15 protein-coding genes and 3 pseudogenes are annotated in these 15885 nt (G+C 65.0%); 14 read left to right on the top strand and 4 right to left on the bottom strand.

Annotated elements, in window-relative coordinates; translation table 11 throughout:
* The 5 genes and pseudogenes from AC629_RS34115 to AC629_RS34095 form a co-directional block, all read left to right on the top strand.
* Positions 1 to 410: Holliday junction DNA helicase RuvB C-terminal domain-containing protein (locus AC629_RS34115; RefSeq protein ID WP_283848217.1), on the top strand; the 410-nt coding region annotated here is incomplete at its 5' end.
* Positions 411 to 524: 114 nt separating this feature from the next.
* On the top strand, positions 525 to 1397 hold the full coding sequence (locus AC629_RS34110) for a DUF6869 domain-containing protein (RefSeq protein WP_245332076.1): 873 nt from the start codon (positions 525 to 527) through the stop codon (positions 1395 to 1397).
* Between the two features lie 108 nt (positions 1398 to 1505).
* Positions 1506 to 2423, top strand: coding sequence for a metallophosphoesterase (locus tag AC629_RS34105; protein WP_084809175.1), 918 nt, complete (start codon positions 1506 to 1508; stop codon positions 2421 to 2423).
* 114 nt (positions 2424 to 2537) lie between these two features.
* Complete coding sequence (gene ybgC / locus AC629_RS34100) at positions 2538 to 2942, top strand: tol-pal system-associated acyl-CoA thioesterase (protein WP_074121374.1); 405 nt, start codon at positions 2538 to 2540, stop codon at positions 2940 to 2942.
* Between the two features lie 80 nt (positions 2943 to 3022).
* Positions 3023 to 3491, top strand: a pseudogene (locus tag AC629_RS34095) (nuclear transport factor 2 family protein).
* A gap of 155 nt (positions 3492 to 3646) precedes the next feature.
* Here AC629_RS34095 and AC629_RS34090 read toward each other — a convergent pair.
* Positions 3647 to 4366 carry a type 1 glutamine amidotransferase gene (locus tag AC629_RS34090; RefSeq protein WP_084809174.1) on the bottom strand — a complete coding sequence of 240 codons (720 nt, stop codon included), beginning with the start codon at positions 4364 to 4366 and terminating at the stop codon, positions 3647 to 3649.
* 38 nt (positions 4367 to 4404) lie between these two features.
* Positions 4405 to 4503, bottom strand: a pseudogene (locus AC629_RS50300) (LysR family transcriptional regulator); the annotation flags it as partial.
* 3 nt (positions 4504 to 4506) lie between these two features.
* Between AC629_RS50300 and AC629_RS34085 the strand changes: the two are divergent.
* The 5 genes and pseudogenes from AC629_RS34085 to AC629_RS34065 form a co-directional block, all read left to right on the top strand.
* A pseudogene (locus AC629_RS34085) lies at positions 4507 to 4758 on the top strand (ABC transporter permease); the annotation flags it as partial.
* Between the two features lie 8 nt (positions 4759 to 4766).
* Positions 4767 to 5903 carry an NAD(P)/FAD-dependent oxidoreductase gene (locus tag AC629_RS34080; RefSeq protein ID WP_084809173.1) on the top strand — a complete coding sequence of 379 codons (1137 nt, stop codon included), beginning with the start codon at positions 4767 to 4769 and terminating at the stop codon, positions 5901 to 5903.
* Positions 5904 to 5935: 32 nt separating this feature from the next.
* Positions 5936 to 6232: a (2Fe-2S)-binding protein gene (locus AC629_RS34075; protein ID WP_084809172.1), complete on the top strand. Its 297-nt coding sequence runs from the start codon at positions 5936 to 5938 to the stop codon at positions 6230 to 6232.
* Entirely contained in the window at positions 6229 to 7647 is a 1419-nt protein-coding gene (locus AC629_RS34070) for an FAD/NAD(P)-dependent oxidoreductase (RefSeq protein ID WP_084809171.1), read from the top strand. Before AC629_RS34075 ends, AC629_RS34070 begins: the two co-directional genes overlap by 4 nt.
* Before the next feature lie 218 nt (positions 7648 to 7865).
* A complete protein-coding gene (locus AC629_RS34065; RefSeq protein WP_084809170.1) occupies positions 7866 to 8585 on the top strand; it encodes a hypothetical protein in 720 nt (239 codons plus the stop codon).
* Here the strand turns inward: AC629_RS34065 and AC629_RS34060 are convergent.
* Positions 8575 to 9423: a tetratricopeptide repeat protein gene (locus AC629_RS34060; protein WP_084809169.1), complete on the bottom strand. Its 849-nt coding sequence runs from the start codon at positions 9421 to 9423 to the stop codon at positions 8575 to 8577. The two genes, AC629_RS34065 and AC629_RS34060, sit on opposite strands and share 11 nt — an antisense overlap.
* A 231-nt stretch (positions 9424 to 9654) precedes the next feature.
* Here AC629_RS34060 and AC629_RS34055 point away from each other — a divergent pair, with 231 nt between their 5' ends.
* The gene (locus AC629_RS34055; RefSeq protein ID WP_084809168.1) at positions 9655 to 11268 is read left to right on the top strand and encodes an ABC-F family ATP-binding cassette domain-containing protein; all 1614 of its coding nucleotides are present in this window, start codon (positions 9655 to 9657) and stop codon (positions 11266 to 11268) included.
* A gap of 56 nt (positions 11269 to 11324) precedes the next feature.
* On the opposite strand, the gene AC629_RS34050 is transcribed toward AC629_RS34055, so the two are convergent.
* Positions 11325 to 12653, bottom strand: coding sequence for a dicarboxylate/amino acid:cation symporter (locus tag AC629_RS34050; RefSeq protein WP_084809167.1), 1329 nt, complete (start codon positions 12651 to 12653; stop codon positions 11325 to 11327).
* 125 nt (positions 12654 to 12778) lie between these two features.
* On the opposite strand from AC629_RS34050, the gene AC629_RS34045 reads away from it, so the two are divergent.
* The 3 genes from AC629_RS34045 (at position 12779) to AC629_RS34035 (ending at position 15876) form a co-directional block, all read left to right on the top strand.
* The gene (locus tag AC629_RS34045; protein WP_084809177.1) at positions 12779 to 14098 is read left to right on the top strand and encodes a solute carrier family 23 protein; all 1320 of its coding nucleotides are present in this window, start codon (positions 12779 to 12781) and stop codon (positions 14096 to 14098) included.
* 73 nt (positions 14099 to 14171) lie between these two features.
* The gene (locus AC629_RS34040; protein WP_084809166.1) at positions 14172 to 15008 is read left to right on the top strand and encodes an SDR family oxidoreductase; all 837 of its coding nucleotides are present in this window, start codon (positions 14172 to 14174) and stop codon (positions 15006 to 15008) included.
* Positions 15009 to 15054: 46 nt separating this feature from the next.
* Positions 15055 to 15876, top strand: a complete 822-nt coding sequence (locus AC629_RS34035; protein WP_084809165.1) for an NAD-dependent protein deacetylase — start codon at positions 15055 to 15057, stop codon at positions 15874 to 15876.
* Positions 15877 to 15885: the final 9 nt, after the last annotated feature.

Raw genomic sequence — 15885 nt, 5'->3', positions numbered from 1 at the left:
GCGGCACGCCGCGCATCGCCGGCCGCCTGTTGCGCCGGGTGCGCGATTTCGCCTCGGCGGCCGATGCCGACAAGATCGACCGCAAGATCGCAGACCACGCGCTGAGCGCGCTCGAGGTCGACGCCGCGGGCCTGGACGCCATGGACCGCCGCTATCTCACGACCATCGCGCTCAACTATGGCGGCGGCCCGGTCGGCGTCGAGACGATGGCTGCCGCGCTGTCCGAGCCGCGCGATGCGATCGAGGACATCATCGAGCCCTATCTCATACAGTGCGGCTATCTGCAGCGCACCCCGCGCGGCCGCCTGCTCACCTCGCACGCCTTCCGCCATCTCGGCATCGCCGAGCCTTCGCGCGATGCGGCGGCACAGTTCGGCCTGTTCGGCACCGATCAGGCCGAGGATGACTGACTGCCGCAGCCGGTGAACCCACGAGTTTCACTCCGTCACTAATGCGAACGCGCGGCGATCGGGGTCGCCGCTCACGCGCATGCCTTGAGGGGAACGACATTGGAGTGGGAAGACATGGGGCAGGAAGACATGGGGCAGACTTGCGCGACATTGCTGGAGACAATCGCGGCTGTGCCGCAGCTGCGCACGCCCGACGAGACCGAGGCGTTTCTGGATCCGATGCCGCTTGGCGAGCTGGCATCGATGTGGTGCGCGCTTCAGCGCGTCAGCCGGCGCGACCAGGCCGGCAGCATCTGGGCCATCAAACTCTATTTCGATCACTTGCCGCATCGCCGGCCGCACGGAGCGCTCGATCTCGTGCTGGAGGTTCTCAAAACCGAGACCGACAAGCCCACGGTGATGCAGCTCAACGACAAGTTCCTGCTGGCGCTGTTCTACGCACACGGCGAGGAGGTGATGGCGCGTGTCGAGCACGAAGCCGCGCACAATGACCGGCTGCGCTGGCTGCTTGGGGGCGTGCATTTGGGTCCCGACGATCCCTTGATGCCGCGCATTGCAAGACTTGCCGAGGCCTGGCACGCCGACCACCTGGCGCAGCGCACGCCGCGCGAGTCGCTCGATTGCGCCAATATGTCGGTTGCCGAGCTTGCTCGCGCCTGGGTCGAGCAATATTCAAGGTCCGAGCGTGACCAGGACGACAATCTGTTCGCGATCATGGATTTCGAGCGCGACCTGCGCGAGAACGATCCCGACAAGATGATCGACTGGATTGTTCAGATCTTGAAGATCGAGTCCAATCCGGTGCTGCTGTCGCTGCTGGCCGCAGGCCCTCTTGAAGATGTGATCAGCGTCGGGACGATCGACCGCATCGAGCGCGAGGCGCGCGCCGACTCACGGTTCCGTGAGCTGCTCGGCGGCGTCTGGTACTACCGCGCGTCCGACGAATTGAAGACGCGGCTGGATGCGCTGGTCGGGCAAGGCCGCTAGTAACCATCGTGCAGACATCTGCACGCGGCTGCAGATGGTCTGCACGAGCACACCCCAATTCCGCTTTAATCGGACCGCATCAAGAGGCCGCATCACGATGGGGCTTCCATGATCACACGCCGTCACCTCATCCGTTCCATCGGCGGTCTGTCGGCCCTCGGCGTCTCGACCGCGGCCTATGGCGTCGGCGTCGAGCCGGTGCTGCGGCTTCGCGTCACCCGCTATCATCCGACGCCGCGGCAATGGCCGACGGATTTTCCGCTGAAGATCGCCGTGATCGCCGACATCCATGCCTGCGACCCATGGATGTCACTGGAGCGGATCGAGGCCATCGTCGATCGTACCAACGCGCTGAACGCCGACCTCATCGTGCTGCTCGGCGACTATGTCGCCGGCATTCGCCAGGTGACGCGCATCATTCCGTCGAGTGAATGGGCCAAGGTGCTGGCCGGCCTCAAGGCGCCGCTTGGCGTCCATGCCGTCATGGGCAATCACGACTATTGGGACGACAAGACCGTGCAGCGGATGGGACGCGGACCAACGGTGGCCCATCGTGCGCTGGAGGCGGCCGGCATCCCCGTCTACGAGAACGACGCCGTGCGTCTCACCAAGGATGGCCGATCGTTCTGGCTTGCCGGCCTCGGCGATCAGCTCGCCTACTATCCGGCGCAGCGCTATCGCCGCGTGCAGCGCTTCGGCGCCGACGATCTTGCGGGCACGCTCGCGAAGGTTACTGACAACGCGCCGATCATCCTGCTCGCGCACGAGCCCCACATTGCGCCGCGCGTCCCCACACGCGTCGCGCTGCAACTGTCCGGTCATACCCATGGCGGCCAGGTTCGCCTGCTCGGCTGGTCCCCGGCGGTTCCGATGCAACACGGCCTCCGGCTCGCCTATGGCCATCTGCGGCTGAAATGCGACGTCATCATTTCCGGCGGCCTCGGTTGCAGCATCATGCCGGTCCGCGTCGGCGTGCCGCCGGAAATCGTTGAGGTGACGCTGGGGCGGGGGGCTTTGGCGGCGTAGCGGCGCTTGCGCCGCCGGCCGTTTTTGCGCAAAACGGACGGGTTACCGAAATGCGAAGAGGCTCGCGACGTGACAGCTCATCTCGACGGCGAGGTCCGCGACGGCCGCCACCACATGCAGGTCCGCGTCTACTATGAGGACACGGATTTTTCCGGCATCGTCTATCACGCCAATTATCTCCGCTTCATGGAGCGCGGGCGGACCAATCATCTGCGGCTGATGGGAGCCGAGCAGCAGGCGCTGTTCGAGCAGCCCGCGACGGAAGATGCCGGCTTCGCCTTCGTGGTGCGCTCGATGCATCTGGATTTCCTCAAACCCGCGCGGATGGACGACGTGCTCGACGTCGTCACCTGGCCGATCGCGGTGAAGGGTGCCTCCATCATGCTGGCGCAGGAGGTGCGGCGCGGCGAGGACGTGCTGGTGAAAGCGGAGGTGCGCGTCGCCTTCATCAGCGGCGGCCGCGCGCAGCCGATCCCGAAATCGATCCGTACGCTGATGAAGGCCGATCTGATTTCGTGATCGCCCAATAGGTGATGGCCTATCGACTCCACCAACTGAGGCGATAGATTTGCGGGCCCCGATCAATCGATGAGGCCATCATGTCGCGCCCGCCGCTTCCGCCCTTCACCCGAGAGACCGCCGCGCAAAAGGCCCGCATGGCCGAGGACGCCTGGAATTCGCGCGATCCGGCGCGCGTTGCGCTCGCCTATACCGAGGACAGCCGCTGGCGCAATCGCTCGGAAGTGTTCCAGGGCCGAGACGCCATCGTCGCGTTCCTCACCCGCAAATGGGAGAAGGAGCAGGACTACCGCCTGATCAAGGACCTCTGGGCCTTTGACGGCAACCGCATCGCCGTACGCTTCCAGTACGAATGGCACGACGCGAGCGGCCAGTGGTATCGCTCCTACGGCAACGAGCAGTGGGAGTTCGACGAGCATGGCTTGATGAGACGGCGCGAAGCGTCGATCAACGATATCGCCATCGCGGGAGAAGGACCGCCGGTTCTACTGGCCGGCGCCGGGCCCGCGGCCCGCGGACGTACCGGGCCTGGGAAGCGATCCGTTCTGAGCCGGGACATCATTCTCTACCCTCATGGTGAGGACCCGCCACCGGGTCCGCGCAACGCGCGGCCCGATGACAGGCTCCGCGGCGTCTCGAACCATGCAGGCCCGACCGCGGCATCTCGGCCTCTATCCTTCGAGACGCGCGCAAGAGCGCGCTCCTCAGGTTGAGGGGATAGGTCTGCGCGCAAGAAACCTCGTGATGGCCCCGCCCAGCTTGGCGTGGTCCATCGGCTGCGCCAGCGACTCCCTCGCCGTTGCAACGACATCGTCCGGGGCCTTTCCGTCGCGCAGATCGCAGCACACCTGCGCGAACTCCACGTCGAATTCCGGATGCGGCTGCACGGTCAGCGTGGTGCCGTTGGCATAGAGCAGGCCGGCATGCGAGGTGAAGTCCGAAGAGAGGATCGTCAGCGCGTCGTGCGGAGCCTCGATCACCTGATCCTGATGCGAACAGGCGATGGCAACCTCTTCGCCGTCAATGACGCCGTTGTCCGCCAACACGCGATAGACGTGCCGTCCGATGCCCCAACCATTATCCGACTTGCGCACAGTGCCGCCGAGTGCCTGCGCGATCAGTTGATGGCCGAAGCAGACGCCGACCATCGGCGTCTTGTTCGCATAGGCGGTCCGGACGAAGTCTTCCAGCGGCGCGATCCACTCGAGCCCGTCATAGACGCCGGCGGCCGCGCCAGTGATCAGGATGGCCTCGAGCTTGCGCGCGTCGGGAAGCGCATCGCCATTCGGGATGCTGACGATCTCGACCGTGGCCGCCGGGTCCTCGGCGCGGACCATGCGCTCGAACATGTCCGGAAACGAGCCGTGACGCTCACGATATTTTTGCGGGACCTGTCCGGTCTCGATGATGGTGATGCGTGCCATGTGCCCCTCAGGTAAAGGTTGCGCGTGCGGTCGCAAGCTCAGTCGCTTTCTGCCCCATGTTGCTGGTGTGGCGCTGTGCGCTCCAGCAGCGCGCTCTCCCGGCGCACCTCGTTGAGAAAGGCCTTGGCCAGGCGCGATCCGGCGTCATCAGCGGCTGGGCGCTGGCCTTCATCCAGTCCTTCGATGATCTCACTATGACCGTCTTTCTCGCAGCACCCGGCACCGAGACGTTGCCGGTGCGCATGTTCCTCTATATCCAGGACAACATCAATCCGCCGGTGACGTCGGTCTCGGCCTGCGTGATCGCGATCACCATGACTGCCCTCATTCTGCTCGACCGCTTCTACTGGCTCGACCGCGTGCTCGCCGGCAGGGGCGATACGGGACGATAGGAGAACCCATGTCCAGGGACTATGACGTTGCCGTCGTCGGCGGCGGACTGCTCGGCTCCGCCATTGCCTGGGGCCTCGGCCGGCTCGGCAAGAGCGTGGCCGTGCTCGACGAAGGCGACATCACCAAGCGTGCCTCGCGCGCCAATTTTGCGCTGATCTGGGTTCAGAGCAAAGGGCTCGGCATGCCGGCCTATACGGTCTGGACCGTGCGGGCGTCGGAAGCCTGGGGCCGGCTCGCGTCGGAGCTGAAGCAGCAGACCGGGCTCGACGTCGGCCTGCAGCAGAATGGCGGTTTTCATCTCGCGCTAGGCGAGGACGAATTCGGCCAGCGCGCCGATTTCGTCAAGCGCATGCACAATCAGGTCGGCGCTGCCGATTACAAGATGGAGATGTTGCCGGCGTCCGAAGTCAAGAAGGCGCTGCCGCTGATCGGGCCGGAGGTCTCCGGCGGCAGCTATTGTCCGCTCGATGGCCACGTCAATTCGCTGCGCACGTTCCGCGCCTTCCACACCGGCTTCAAGGCGTTCGGCATCGACTATTTTCCGGAGCGTCCGGTCTCGGCGATCAGCAAGTCCGGCGGCGAATTCCGCCTGACGACGCCGAAGGGCGAGCTCCGCGCCGCCAAGGTCGTGCTTGCCGCAGGCAACGCCAACCAGACGCTCGCGCCGATGGTCGGCCTCTATGCGCCGATGGGACCGACCCGCGGCCAGATCGTGGTGACCGAGCGCACCATGCCGTTCCTGCCGCATCCGCTGACCACGCTCCGCCAGACCGACGAAGGCACGGTGATGATCGGCGACAGCATGGAGGACCACCTCGACGATCGCATGCTCAAGCTCTCGATCAGTGGCGTGATGGCCGATCGCGCGCAGCGCATGTTCCCGCATCTGGCGCGGCTCAATGTGATCAGGAGCTGGGCCGGCATCCGCGTCATGCCGCAGGACGGCTTTCCGATCTACGACCAGTCGGAGACCCATCCCGGTGCCTTCGTCGCCTGCTGCCATTCCGGCGTGACGCTCGCATCCAACCATGCCTTCGAGGTCGCGCGTATGATTGCGCAAGGCGCGCTCGAGCCTGAGCTGGTCGGTGCGTTCTCGGCCAGCCGCTTCGGCGGCGCAGGCGCGGCGAACAACAGCGGCTATTAGAGATTTTGAGGAAGGAGCCAAGAGGCATTGCCATGTTCAGACGATCCGAACAGGACAAGCGACCGCAGGTCGAAATCTTCGTCGACGGCGTGGCCATCACGGCGCGCCAGGGCGACACCGTCTCCGCCGCGCTGTTGGCGTCAGGCTGCGACGCGCGGCGCTCCACCGCGGTGAGCGGCGCGCCGCGTCTGCCTTACTGCATGATGGGCGTGTGTTTCGACTGTCTCGTCACCATCGACGGCGTCGGCAATCGCCAGGGCTGCCTCGTGCCTGTCGCCGAGGGCATGCAGATCGAGATCCAGAAGGGCAAGCGGGAGATCGGAAAATGACTGTGGCTCCCAAGCGCGAAGCTTACGACGTGGTGGTGATCGGCGCGGGGCCCGCGGGCCTTGCCGCCGCGGCGACATCGGCCGAAGCCGGCCTGTCGACACTGCTGCTCGACGAGAACATCGGCCCGGGCGGCCAGGTGTTCCGCGCCATCGCCTCGACACCCGTGACCGAGCGCAATCAGCTCGGCGCCGACTATTGGGTTGGTGCCGATCTCGTGCAGACGCTGCGCGCGAGCAACGCCGAAATCATTCAGCGTGCCACGGTCTGGAGCCTCGACCGCAACCTTGAGATCGCAGTCTCGATCGGCGGCGCCTCCGCCTTCGCTAGGGCGCAGCGCGTGATCCTCGCGACCGGTGCGCTGGAGCGGCCGTTTCCGATTCCCGGCTGGACGTTGCCGGGAGTGATGACTGCGGGTGCGGCGCAAACGATGCTGAAGTCCTCGGCGCTGGTCCCCGACGGTCGCACAGTGATCGCGGGGCAGGGGCCGCTGCTCTGGCTGCTCGCCGCGCAAATCCTCCGCCTCGGCGGTCGCATCGACCGCATCCTCGACACCACAGAACGCGGCAATTATTTCGCCGCGCTGCCTAACGGCTTCGCCTTCCTGACTTCGCCTTACTTCGCCAAGGGCCTGTCGATGATGCGCGAGGTGCGGGCCAAGGTTCAGGTTGTCTGCGGCGTCACGGAGCTCGCCGCGGCCGGTGACGGCCAGCTCGCGAGCGTGAGCTATGTCGCGGGCGGCAAGCGCGAGACCATTCCTGCGGATCTCTTGCTGCTGCATCAGGGTGTCGTGCCCAACGTCAATCTCGCGATGGCGGCGGGAATCGAGCATCGTTGGGATGATCTGCAATTGTGCTGGTCGCCGGTGCTGGATGCGAGCGGCAACTCATCGGTCGCCGGCATCGCGATCGCCGGTGATGGTGCCGGGATCGGCGGTGCGACAGCCGCAGTGGTTCGCGGCCGCATCGCGGCACGCGCGGCGGTGGAAGCACTGGCGCCCGCGGACGCTGCGAAACTCGCGCCGATGACGGTGCTCCGCGCCGAGCAGGCCAAGGCTGAGCGCGGCCGCACGTTCCTCGATACGCTGTTTCGTCCCGCGCCGCAGTTCCGCATTCCCACAGGCGACACCATTGTTTGCCGCTGCGAGGAGGTGACCGCGAAGGACATTCTCGATGCCGTTGCGATCGGCGCGACCGGGCCCAATCAGCTCAAGGCCTATCGCCGCACCGGCATGGGCCCGTGCCAGGGCCGGCTCTGCGGTCTCACCGTCACCGAGCTGATGGCGCAGGCGCGCGGCAAGACCCCGCAGGAGATCGGCTATTACCGGCTGCGCGCGCCGGTCAAGCCGATCACGCTCGCCGAGCTTGCCGCCGTTCCGAAGAACGAAGCCGACGTCAAGGCGGTGGCGCGCGGATGACCAAACGCGTGGATGCGATCGTGGCGGCGGCATCCGAGATGCTGGTTACCGCGCTCGAGGACTGATCGAGCATTCGCTCCTGATGCGGTGCCGGCATCGGTGCGGCAGGAGAGCTGCCAATCCAAAGATAACAAAGATGTAATGGTCCAGACCTGCCGCGGGGCTTCTAACCGCGGCAGTTTCCTTTTATCGATAGGGGACTCGGCTGGATATGCCCAATGTCCTCGCAGAACAATAACAACAAGCTCGCGATCAGATTCCGCTGCCCCGCAGAGCTCGAAGGCCTGCTGCCGCAACCGGTCCCGGCGAACCTCGGCGTGCCCGATTGGCTCAAGGCGATGCCGGCGACCGCCTTCAGCTCCCTCAATCAGCAGGATGACGAGACGATCAAGCGCTGCCCGCCCTTCGTCGATGCGATGACATGCGGGTTTCTGATCCCGCTGATCTGCGACCTCCGGGTCGAGGACGGTGAGATCACCTGGGGCAACGATATCCCGCCGGGTGGCGAGATCGATTTTCCACGCTCGCCGATCAGTTTTCATGATCAAGGGCAGCTCACTGGCTCGCCGCTGTTCGAAGCCGACCGCTTCGTCATCAAGTTTCACAACCTCTGGACCATCGAAGCCCCGGAAGGCTACGCGCTGTTCTTCACGCATCCAGTCAATCGCTTCGATCTGCCGTTCACCACGCTGAGCGGCCTGGTGGATTGTGATCGTTACAGGGACACCTGGATCCACTTTCCGGCGCACTGGCACAACACGAGCTTCTGCGGCGTGTTGCCCAAGGGCACGCCAATCGCACAGTGCATTCCGGTCAAGCGCGAGGATTGGATCCGGCAGACCTCGGCCTTCACCACGGAGGAGACGCACAAGGTCCACGCCCTGCGCGCCGCGCTGAAGCGCGAGCCGGGCCTGTACCGGCGCAAGTTCAGGGCGTAGCCGTCCGCTCGGACTTCTGCCCCAAGAACTTCGCGGCCGCGCTCGGACGAAAGAAGAAGCGGCCATGCGAGGAGGCGGCTAGTGCAAAGGCGGCGCGGCCAAGCATGTGCGCCCGTCCGCGAAAGACGGAACGTAGCGCGGCCTCACCGCCGTCGCGCTCGCCCATTTCCAAGAGGCAGATCGCGAGATTGGCGCGCGACTGCGCGTCGTCGGGACGAAGCCCGAGCGCGTGACGGTAGGTGTCGGCTGCCTCCGCATAGGCCCCGTCGAGGAGTTGCGCCCAGGCGAGCTCGGTCAGGATATCGGTGCGTCCCGGCGCGGCCTTGCGCGCGGCGCCCAGGATGGTGCGCGCCTTGGTGCGATCATTGTTGCGCACGCACAGGCGTCCCAGGTCGAGTTGCAGGTCGACGCTGGCGGGAGCAAGAACGAGCGCGGCCTCGATGATCCCGATTGCCTCACCGAGTTCGCCGGCGTTTGCGAGCTGGCCCGCCAGCTCCTGGAAAGCCGGCAGATAAGGCGGGCGGCGCGCCGCGATTCGGCGCAGTTGCGCGATCCCGTCGCTTGCACGCCGCGCATGGCACAGCGCGTGGCCGAGCAGCGTCTCGATTTCCGGATCGTCGCCTCGCCGCGCGGCTCGCTCCAGCGGCACGATCGCCTCGTTCGCGCGCTCCTGGCCGATCAGGGCATGGGCCAGGATCAGCACGGCGTTCCGGTCGGTACGGTTTGATTTCAGGGCTTCGGTGGCAAGCTGCCTTGCAGTGTCGAACTGCTTGGCCCGCAGCGCCAGAAAGGCCTGCTGAAGCAGTTGGGCGAGGGCGATGTTTGGCTTGCCGCTCACGAGATGGCCCCTTCATTGAGACACGTGGTGTTTTTCGCCCCATAGCGCGTGCCCTGCCTAGGGTCCATCAACAGCTTCGTGAAGCATCGGTGATTGACCCGCTGGCGTCCGCGAAATGCGCCTTGATCTCGCGTCCCGGCCGGACTATGAGCGAGATCTCAATCAGGATATTCGCAGCCATGGACATGACCCCGACCGCAAAGCCGACCTGCCTTGCTCACGGGGAATTCCATGCCTGCTTCAATCATCCTGTCGAATCTGTCGCTGTCCACGCCTGACGGCCGTCCTCTTCTCTCCAATATCGATCTGACATTCGCAGCCGAGCGGACCGGTCTCGTCGGCCGCAACGGCATCGGGAAATCCACGCTGCTTGCGTCGATTTCGGGGGAGGACGTTCCCCAGTCCGGGCGGATTTTTGTCAACGCGACCATCGGCCTGCTGCGCCAGGACGTTCAACCGTTTGCGGACGCGACAGTGGCCGATCTGCTCGGTGCACGGCAAGCGCTGGAGCTGCTTCGCCGCGCGGAGCGGGGCGATGCCTCGGCCGACGACATCGCCACGATCGACTGGACCCTCGAAACGCGGCTACAGGCCGCCCTCGCACGCCTCGGGTTCGATGTTTCTCTCGACACGGCGCTGTCCCGTCTGTCTGGCGGCCAGACGACGCGCGTTCGCCTTGCCGCACTGGTGTTCGCCGAGCCCGACTTCCTGCTGCTGGATGAGCCCACCAACAATCTCGACCGGGACGGACGCAAGGCGGTGACCGATCTCCTCGCCGCCTGGCGCGGCGGAGCGATCGTCGTCAGTCACGACCGGGGCCTTCTTGAAACGATGGATGCGATCGTCGAGCTGACGTCGCTCGGGGCAACGCGATACGGCGGCAATTGGAGCAGCTACCGGGCGCAGAAGGCCGTCGAGCTCGCCGCCGTCAGGCACGACCTCGCGCATGCCGAGAGGCGCCTGTCCGAGATCGACGGGAAGGCGCAGGAGGCCGCAGAGAGGAAAGCGCGCAAGGACAGCGGCGGCAGGAAGAAGCGCGCGAAGGGAGACATGCCGCGCATCCTCGCCGGCGGGCGCAAGGATCGGAGCGAGGATACCGGCGGAAAGACTGCGCAAATCGCCGAGCGGCGGCGCGCGGAGGCGCTCGATGCCGTCGACACGGCGCGCCGGCGCGTCGAGATTCTTCAGCCGCTCTCCGTGAAACTGCCCGCGACGAATCTGCCGGCGGGCAGGGAGGTGCTTTGGCTCGAGGAGGTCAGCGCCGGCTATCGTCCGGAGCAGCCGGTCTTGCGCGATCTCTCGTTCGCCATCGTCGGACCGGAACGGGTCGCGCTGGTCGGGCCCAACGGCTCCGGCAAGACGACACTGCTGAAGCTGATCGCGGGCGAGCTGCAACCTCTTTCGGGCACCGTGCGGGTCAAGCCTGATTTCGCGGTGTTCGACCAGAAGGTCAGCTTGCTCGATCCCTCGATCTCCATCCTGGAAAATTTCCGGCGCCTCAATCCGGGGGCAGACGCGAATGCCTGCCATGCCGCGCTGGCCCGGTTCATGTTTCGCGCCGATGCCGCCCTGCAGATCGTTGCCAGCCTGAGCGGCGGGCAAATGTTTCGCGCGGGCCTCGCCTGCGTGCTGGGCGGACCAACGCCGCCGTCCCTGCTGATTCTGGACGAGCCGACCAATCATCTGGACATCGTGTCCATCGAAGCCGTCGAAGCGGGCTTGCGGGCCTATGACGGCGCGCTGCTCGTTGTCAGTCATGATGAGGCGTTCTTGCACGCAATCGGGGTCACGCGCCGGCTCGATCTCGCCGGCAAGATGCTGCACGCCAAGGGCGGGATCATCTGATCCCGCCTTACCCTAGCAAAGGAACCGGGCTGCGCCTGCCTTCGATCTGCGCAGCCTCACGCGCTGCCGCCGGGCTCCAGTGCTTCGCCGATCTCCAGCGGATGGGCCATCGTCTCATGCAATGCGTCACGATCGAGCTCGCCTTCGGAGATGCTGATGACGACGCAGGCGACACCGTTGCCGATCAGGTTGGTCAGCGCGCGGCATTCGCTCATGAACTTGTCGATGCCGACCAGGATTGCGATCGACTGGATCGGGATGTCAGGCACGATCGAGAGCGTGGCCGCAAGCGTGATGAAGCCGGCCCCGGTGACGCCCGAGGCGCCCTTCGAGGTGATCATGGCGACGCCCAGAATGCCGAGCTCCTGCCAGATGGTCAGATGCGTGTTGGTCGCCTGCGCCAAAAACAGCGTCGCCAGCGTCATGTAGATGTTGGTGCCGTCGAGATTGAAGCTGTAGCCGGTTGGAATCACGAGGCCGACCACCGAGCGTGAGGCGCCGAGATGCTCCATCTTCTGGATCATCTGCGGCAGCACCGTCTCCGATGACGAGGTGCCGAGCACGATCAGCAGCTCGTCCTTGATATAGGCTATGAAGCGCAGGATCGAGAAGCCGGCGACCCGGGCGATCGAGCCCAGCACGATCAGCACGAACAGGATGCTGGTGAGATAGAACGTGCCGATCAGGGCTGCGAGGTTCAGCAGCGAGCCGAGGCCGTAGGCGCCGACGGTAAAGGCCATCGCGCCGAAAGCGCCGATAGGCGCGACGCGCACGATGATGCGGATGATGCCGAAGAACATCTTCGCGGCCTTGTCGATCGCCACCGCGATCGGCTCGCCGGCCTTGCCGAGAAAGGCGATGGCGAAGCCCGAAAGGATCGAGATCAGCAGCACCTGAAGCAGGTCGCCGTGCGCGATCGCGCCGAAATAGCTGTCGGGGATGATCGCCATCAGATGCGCGACGATGCCTTCCTCCTTGGCCTTGGTGACGTAGGTCGCGACCGACTTCGGATCGATCGTAGCCGGATCGATGTTGAAGCCGGATCCGGGCTGGAGGGTCCTGCCGACCAGCAGGCCGACCGCGAGCGCGATGGTTGAGACCGTCTCGAAATAGATCAGCGACTTCAGCCCGACCCGGCCGACGCGCTTGAGGTCGCCCATCGAAGAGATGCCGTGCACCACGGTGCAGAAGATCACCGGCGCGATCATCATCTTGATCAGCGCGATGAAGCCGTCGCCGAGCGGCTTCAAGGCTTTGCCGAGATCGGGATAGAAGTAACCGATCAGCACCCCGAGCACGATCGCGATCAGCACCTGGATGTAGAGTACCTTGTACCAGGGCTGATGCCGGCGATGGATGGCTGGCTGGACCGCGACTTGTGTCATATGGTGTGCCCCAGAACACATTGATCTTGCATGATTTGCATCATGTGATGGCCGCCGCAGAAGCGACAATCACATTTTTGTCGGATCGCACGAACATCGATCGCTGCACCGCAACTGGGGGGAACATGTCGACTGCAACAAGTTCGGACGAACAGGCGCAAGGCTACTTTCCGCGTTGGACGTTGAAGACTTCCGGCGTGATCATGCCCGAGGAGCGATTGCCGCTCGGCCAGACCATCGTCTCCGGTCTCCAGCATTGCGTCGCAATGTCGGGTGCAACGATCATCGCGCCGCTGCTGATGGGGTTCGATCCCAATGTCGCGGTCCTGTTCTCCGGCATCGGCACGCTGATCTTCTTCGTCATCGTTGCGGGGCGCGTGCCGAGCTATCTCGGCTCGAGCTTCGCGTTCATCGCCGTCGTCATCGCCGCCACCGGCTATGCCGGACATGGGCCGAACCCGAACATCTCGGTCGCGCTCGGCGGCATCATCGGGGCCGGCGTGCTCTATGGCGTAATCGCGCTGATCGTGATGTGGTTGGGCGTCGGCTGGGTCGAGCGGCTGATGCCGCCGGTCGTCACCGGCGCTGTGGTCGCCGCGATCGGCCTCAACCTCGCGCCCGTGGCGGTCAAGGCGGTGAGCGCCGGCGCGTTCGACACCTGGATCGGGCTCGCGACCGTTCTTATCATCGGCGTGGTTGCAGTTACTGCTCCGGGCCTGTGGCGCCGCCTGCCGATCATCCTCGGCGCGATCGGCGGATATCTTTTGTACTTGCTGTTCGCGAACGGCCTTGGCTTTGGCAAACCGATCGACTTCACCCAGCTTGCGGCCGCGCCCTGGCTCGGCCTGCCGAACTTCACCACGCCGACCTTCCAGGCCGATGCGATCTTCCTGATCGCGCCGGTTGCGATCATTCTCGTCGCCGAGAACCTCGGTCACATCAAGGCCGTCGGTGCCATGACGGGCCGGAGCCTGGATGGCTATCTCGGCCGCGCCTTGCTCGCCGACAGTCTCGCCACGATCGTGGCAGCCTGCGGCGGCGGCACCGGTGTCACCACCTATGCCGAGAACATCGGCGTCATGGCGGCGACGAAGGTCTATTCGACTTTGCTGTTCGCCTTCGCGGCCACCGTGTCGATCCTGCTCGGCTTCTCGCCGAAATTCGGCGCGCTGATCCTGTCGATTCCCGGTCCCGTCATCGGTGGTCTCTCGATCGTGCTGTTCGGATTGATCGCCGCGATGGCCGGGCGGATCTGGGTCGAGAACAAGGTCGACTTCGCAAATCCGGCGAACCTGATTACAGTCGCCGTGGCGTTGACCGCGGGGGCCGGCGACCTTACGCTGAAATTCGGTGCGTTCACGATCGGCGGGATCGGCACGGCCACCTTTGGTGCCATCATCCTCTATCAGATCCTGACCTCACGGATCGCGCTGCGCACGGAATGAATCCCAGCGATGCGTTGATGGATGGAACAAAAACGCCTGTTCCATCGATGGTGAGGCATTCCAAGGAGAACCCATGCCGCAAACCGATCGCTCACCCCCGTTTCCCGCGCGCCTCGTCGGCCAATACGCGCTGGTGACCGGCGCTTCCCAAGGCATCGGCCGCGCCGTTGCCATACGGTTCGCCCAGGAAGGCGCGACCGTCGCCATCAACTATTTCGAAAATGCGGAGCGGGCGGAGGAGACGCTCGCGCTCGCTCGGACTGCTTCGAGCGATCGCGGCCACGGCAGGCTCGATCATTGCATCGTCAAGGCCAATGTCGGCAATGAGCAGGAGATCGTCACGATGTTCGAGACGATCCTTTCGCGCTGGAAGCGTCTCGATTGTCTCGTCAACAACGCCGGCTTCCAGAAGGAGTCGTCAAGCGAGGCGCTCGACGTCGAAACCTATCGCCGCATCATCGACGTCAATCTCAACGGTGCCGTACTCTGCGCGCAGAAGGCGCTCGCGCATTTCATCGCGCGCGGTGGAGGCGGCAACATCATCAATTGCTCGAGCGTCCACCAGATCATTCCGAAGCCCGGCTATCTCGCTTACTCGATCAGCAAGGGCGGCCTAGCCAACCTGACGCGCACGCTGGCGCTCGAATTCGCCGGCCGCGGCATTCGTGTCAACGCGGTCGGGCCGGGCGCGATCGACACCCCGATCAACGCGGCCTGGACCGGCGATCCCGCAAAACGCGGCGTCGTCACCAGCCACATTCCACTGGGCCGCGTCGGTACGCCGGAGGAGATCGCGGCCGTGTTCGCTTTCCTCGCCTCGGATGACGCGAGCTACATCACCGGGCAGACCATCTACGCCTGCGGTGGCCTGACGCTATTCCCGGAATTTCGCGAGAACTGGGCAAGCTAGCGGGGTGATCTGGCAAAACTCGACGGCGCAGACTACATCTCCGCCCATGACAAGTGCTCCGCTGGCAACCCGTCCGCTTCAGGACTTCGTCGACCGGCACGAAAATCTGTTCGTGCTGACCGGCGCCGGCTGCAGTACCAATTCGGGCATTCCCGACTATCGCGACAGCCACGGCAACTGGAAGCGGACCCAGCCGGTCAACTTCCAGGCCTTCATGTCGGAAGAGCCTACGCGCCAGCGCTATTGGGCGCGCAGCCTGATTGGCTGGCGGCGCTTCGGTCAGGCGCGTCCGAACGATGCGCATCATGCGCTGGCCCGCCTCGAGGCGAACGGGCGATGCGGGATGCTGCTGACCCAGAACGTCGACCGCCTGCATCAATCCGCCGGCCACCGGCAGGTGATCGACCTGCACGGCCGGCTCGATCTGGTTCGCTGCATGGGCTGCGGCGGCAAGACGCCGCGCAACGAATTCCAGGACGCGCTTGGCCGCGCCAATGCGGAGTGGCTGACGCTCGATGCCGCCGATGCGCCGGACGGCGACGCTGATCTCGAGCACGCAGACTTCTCGTCGTTCAAGGTGCCGGCGTGCGAAGCCTGCGGCGGCGTCCTCAAACCCGACGTGGTGTTCTTCGGTGAGAACGTTCCTCGCGATATCGTCGCCTCCGCGCAGGATCACCTGGAGCAGGCCGACGCGATGCTGATCGTCGGCTCCTCGCTGATGGTTTATTCCGGCTTCCGCTTCGTGCAGATGGCGGCGCGCCGGCAGATTCCCATTGCTGCGGTCAATCTCGGACGCACCCGCGCCGATGATCTCCTTACGCTGAAGGTCGAGGAGCGCTGCGAGGCGGCGCTGGCATTCCTGCTTTGATCGCGTCGC

The sequence above is a fragment of the Bradyrhizobium sp. NAS80.1 genome (assembly GCF_001908205.1).
Lineage (GTDB): Bacteria > Pseudomonadota > Alphaproteobacteria > Rhizobiales > Xanthobacteraceae > Bradyrhizobium.
The sequence above is the reverse complement of the archived record's forward strand: the minus strand, read 5'-3'. Positions and strand labels throughout refer to the sequence as shown.

Excerpts from the sequence above, each read along its gene's own strand:
- AC629_RS34040 (WP_084809166.1), top strand. The coding sequence starts at position 14,172 with ATGCCGCAAACCGATCGCTCACCCCCGTTTCCCGCGCGCCTCGTCGGC.
- AC629_RS34090 (WP_084809174.1), bottom strand. The coding sequence starts at position 4,366 with ATGGCACGCATCACCATCATCGAGACCGGACAGGTCCCGCAAAAATAT.
- AC629_RS34075 (WP_084809172.1), top strand. The coding sequence starts at position 5,936 with ATGTTCAGACGATCCGAACAGGACAAGCGACCGCAGGTCGAAATCTTC.
- AC629_RS34070 (WP_084809171.1), top strand. The coding sequence starts at position 6,229 with ATGACTGTGGCTCCCAAGCGCGAAGCTTACGACGTGGTGGTGATCGGC.
- ybgC (WP_074121374.1), top strand. The coding sequence starts at position 2,538 with ATGCAGGTCCGCGTCTACTATGAGGACACGGATTTTTCCGGCATCGTC.
- AC629_RS34080 (WP_084809173.1), top strand. The coding sequence starts at position 4,767 with ATGTCCAGGGACTATGACGTTGCCGTCGTCGGCGGCGGACTGCTCGGC.
- AC629_RS34110 (WP_245332076.1), top strand. The coding sequence starts at position 525 with ATGGGGCAGGAAGACATGGGGCAGACTTGCGCGACATTGCTGGAGACA.
- AC629_RS34105 (WP_084809175.1), top strand. The coding sequence starts at position 1,506 with ATGATCACACGCCGTCACCTCATCCGTTCCATCGGCGGTCTGTCGGCC.
- AC629_RS34065 (WP_084809170.1), top strand. The coding sequence starts at position 7,866 with ATGTCCTCGCAGAACAATAACAACAAGCTCGCGATCAGATTCCGCTGC.
- AC629_RS34045 (WP_084809177.1), top strand. The coding sequence starts at position 12,779 with ATGTCGACTGCAACAAGTTCGGACGAACAGGCGCAAGGCTACTTTCCG.
- AC629_RS34035 (WP_084809165.1), top strand. The coding sequence starts at position 15,055 with ATGACAAGTGCTCCGCTGGCAACCCGTCCGCTTCAGGACTTCGTCGAC.
- AC629_RS34050 (WP_084809167.1), bottom strand. The coding sequence starts at position 12,653 with ATGACACAAGTCGCGGTCCAGCCAGCCATCCATCGCCGGCATCAGCCC.
- AC629_RS34055 (WP_084809168.1), top strand. The coding sequence starts at position 9,655 with ATGCCTGCTTCAATCATCCTGTCGAATCTGTCGCTGTCCACGCCTGAC.